Consider the following 3,311-nt stretch of genomic DNA (forward strand, 5'->3'; position numbering starts at 1 on the left):
GAGCAGCACCGACTTGCCCGAGCCGCTGGGGCCGACCAGCGTGATGAACTCGCCCTTGCGGATCGAGAGGTCAACGCCATCGAGCACGATGACGCGGTCGGTCGCCTCGCCATCGACGGTGACGAACTGCCCCGGCTTGAGCTGGAAGGTCTTGCTGATGTCGCTGACGACGATACGGTCCATATCTGTCTCCGATCGGTTCACTGCGCCACGCGGATGCGGTGCGTCGGGTCGAATTCCGAGCCGCCGGCCTTGCCGCGCTTCCAGCCGAGCGCGCGGGCATAGGAGCCAAACAGCTGTCGGGCGTCGGCCTGAGCTTCCGTGATGCCGGTCGGCCCTTCGGCGAACTCGGCCACATAGAGCGCGTCGGTCGGGCAGTAGATTTCGCACAGGAAGCAGGTCTGGCAGTCCTCCTGGCGGGCGATCACTGGCACGCCGCTCTCGGTCGCGTCGAAGACGTTGGCCGGGCACACCTTGACGCAGATGTCGCATTCGACACAGCGCGTGGCCGAGACGATCTCGATCATGACGCCAGCTCCGCCAGCCGCTCAGGCGCGCCTGCGATGCGGAACGCATCCACACCGGTGATGACCAGCCGGTGCGCGAAGGCCGGGCTCTTGCCCGGCAAATCGGTGCGGCGATGCATACCGCGGCTCTCGGTGCGGTGCAGCGCTGCGGCCACGGACCAGCGCCCGGCGGCGGCGATCGAAGCTGCCTCTCGGGTACGGACCCTATCCAGCCCGTCGCCTTGCAGATGGTCGCGCACGTCGCGCCAGACACTCTCCAACCGCTCGCCGCTTTTCTCCAGGCCTTCGCCGGTGCGGAAGAAATTCTTGTCGAGCGGCGTCACCTCACTGCGCACCGCCTCGATGACTTCGCCTGCCGAGATGTCGACGCGCGGCGATGATGCAGGACGTAATCCAGCCTGGCCAAGCGACTGCACCTCAGTGCGGAATGCCTTGCCGGTCCGGCGCTTGGCATGGGTCGAAGCGCCCTTGCCCGCCCACCAGCCGCTGGCCAGCGCCCAGGACGAATTGACGGCGCCGCCGCCCGACACCGCACCGGTCATGATCTCGCGGCTGGCCGCGTCGCCGGCGACATAGAGGCCGGGTACGCCGGTGGCGCAATCGTCGGAGACGATGTCTATGCCGCCCGTGCCGCGCACCGTGCCTTCGGCGCGCAGGGTGATGCGGAACAGCTCGCTGAAAGGGTCGATGCCGGCGCGGTCATAGGGCACGAAGCAATTCGGCTGGCCCTGGCGCAGCCAGCCCTGCAGCGCTGGTTCGGCCTGATCGAGCCGCGCGTAGACCGGGCCGTCGATCAGCGCGCGCGCCACTTCCTCCTCGCGGTCGCCGATGCCGTTGCGCAACGGCTCGCCGGTCGGCCCGACGATCGGTGAGCCATCTTCGCGATGGAACGACGCCCAGCGGAACGGCAGCCCCTTGTTCAACGAGGAGCCGTAGGGCGCCAGCGTGTATTTGCCGGTGAACTCCATGCCCGACAGGCTGGCGCCGGCCTCCGCCGCCATCAGATAGCCGTCGCCGGTCAGCCCGGTCGCGCCGAGGATGCGCTCGCGGAAAGCGCAGCCACCGGTCGCCAGCACCACCGCGTTGGCGTCGACGCGCCAATCCTGGCCGATCTGCCTGGCGACACCGGCGGCGCCGACGATGGCATCGCCGTCCGACAAAAGTTCGAGCGCGGGATGATGGTCGAGGACGGTGACGCCGGCCAAAAGCACGCGGCGGCGCATGAAGCGCATGTAGTCCGGGCCGCGCAGATTGGCGATGTAGAGCCGGCCGTCATCCTCGCTCGGGAAGGGATAGCCCCATTCGGAGAGCCTGAGCAGGTTGCGGTAGGCGGTGTCAACGCAGCGCAGCATCCAGCGCGGGTCGGCGAGTTCGCCGGTGCGCTGCCAGCGTCGCTCGACCACGGCATGCCTGTTGTCGCCCGGCGGCACGCACCAGGTGCCGGTGTTGGACGGCGCGGTGGCGCCGCTGGTGCCGAGATAGCCCTTGTCGGCCAGCACCACCTTGGCGCCGGCCTCGGCCGCGGCGACTGCTGCCCAAGCTGCCGACGGACCGCCGCCCAGCACCAGCACGTCGGCCTGGAGCAGCAAGCTGTCGGAAGCGGATTTTTGCGGCTTGGGCATGGAGACCTGGCGAATAAAGTCGAAGCAGGCGCTAGGCCGCGCGGGCCGCGCTGGAAGACCACACCGGCTCGTTGCCCGCGCTCCACTTGATGTTGCAGCCGATCGACGGCGCCTGGCTGGCAGTGGGCCTGCCGCCCTCCAGCACCGTATCGACCGCCGCGCGCAGATCGGCACCCGTCACCGGCTTGCCGTTGCCCGGCCGCGCATCGTCGAACTGGCCGTGATAGGCGAGCCGCCGGTCAGTGCCGAACAGGAAGAAGTCGGGCGTGCAAGCCGCGCCATAGGCTTTCGCCGTCTGCTGCGACGCATCCTTGAGATAGGGGAAGGAATAGCCGAATTTTTCGGCCTCCTCGCCGATATGGGCGAGCCTCTCCTCCGGATGCGCCTCGTGGTCGTTGGCGTTGATCGCCACCACCTGCAGCCCCTTGCCCGCATAATCCCTGGCGAAAGCGGCAAGCTGCTCGCGGATCAGCACGACGAACGGGCAGCGGTTGGAGATGAAAGCGACGAGCAAGGCCGGCTTGGCGTCGAAATCGGCAAGGCGGTGCAGCACACCTTGCGCGTCGGGCAGCAGGAAGTCGGCGGCCCTGGTGCCGAGGTCGACCGGATTGGACTCTGTTTTCGGCATCGATGCGCTCCCTTGTGCAACCATTTTCACAGGCCAAGATGCGAGCGCTCCGAGCGTTTGCAGTTAGTCTATGAATTTAGTATAATTATAGGCTGGAGAGCGCATTCACGGTCAACCGCGCGGCTTAGAATATCGTGCCAATGTTTCAGGCCGAGCCGCCAAGTTTGTTCGGGCGGAAGCCGATCCGGAGAAATCCGGACGGACAGCATTTATGAAGCGCAACGGGGTTCGGCGACGAAATTGTACTGCCCAGCCGAACCGTCTTGCGATTTTCGCGACATCATTCCCCTTCCGGATAGAGCGCTTTCGCCAGGTCGCGGATCGCATCCGATGTGCGCGGGCCGAAGCCGATCATGTAGGCGCCGTCGAGCACGACCAGCGCCTTGTTGGCTGCCGCCGGCGTTGCCGCCAGCGCGCGGTTGCCGAACACCAGCTCGGCCGACGGCCCGCCCTTGCCGTCGCCCATCATCAGGATGACGTCAGGCGCCATCTCGATCAGTTTTTCCTCCGACGCCGCCTTGTAGCCCTGTACGA

General features: G+C 66.9%; 4 protein-coding genes and 1 pseudogene. All 5 read right to left on the reverse strand.

Translation table 11 applies throughout. The features are described 5' to 3' along the window. On the reverse strand, positions 1–183 hold a 183-nt coding region (locus tag EN914_RS29210), incomplete at its 3' end, for an ATP-binding cassette domain-containing protein (protein ID WP_127389445.1). A 17-nt stretch (positions 184–200) separates the two neighbouring features. Then, positions 201–527, reverse strand: a complete 327-nt coding sequence (locus tag EN914_RS29215; protein WP_013530816.1) for a ferredoxin family protein — start codon at positions 525–527, stop codon at positions 201–203. Continuing rightward, entirely contained in the window at positions 524–2,149 is a 1,626-nt protein-coding gene (locus EN914_RS29220; RefSeq protein ID WP_024501571.1) for an FAD-binding protein, read from the reverse strand. Before EN914_RS29220 ends, EN914_RS29215 begins: the two co-directional genes overlap by 4 nt. Positions 2,150–2,180: 31 nt before the next feature. Next, positions 2,181–2,777: a thioredoxin family protein gene (locus EN914_RS29225; protein WP_024501572.1), complete on the reverse strand. Its 597-nt coding sequence runs from the start codon at positions 2,775–2,777 to the stop codon at positions 2,181–2,183. 280 nt (positions 2,778–3,057) lie between these two features. After that, positions 3,058–3,311: pseudogene (locus EN914_RS29230) on the reverse strand (ABC transporter substrate-binding protein); the annotation flags it as partial.

The organism is Mesorhizobium sp. M7A.F.Ca.CA.001.08.2.1 (assembly GCF_003998455.1).
In the GTDB taxonomy this organism is placed as follows: Bacteria; Pseudomonadota; Alphaproteobacteria; order Rhizobiales; family Rhizobiaceae; genus Mesorhizobium; species Mesorhizobium ciceri.

Bases quoted from the DNA above. Each gene is read 5' to 3' on its own strand.
- EN914_RS29220 (WP_024501571.1), bottom strand. From the start codon at position 2,149: ATGCCCAAGCCGCAAAAATCCGCTTCCGACAGCTTGCTGCTCCAGGCC.
- EN914_RS29215 (WP_013530816.1), bottom strand. From the start codon at position 527: ATGATCGAGATCGTCTCGGCCACGCGCTGTGTCGAATGCGACATCTGC.
- EN914_RS29225 (WP_024501572.1), bottom strand. From the start codon at position 2,777: ATGCCGAAAACAGAGTCCAATCCGGTCGACCTCGGCACCAGGGCCGCC.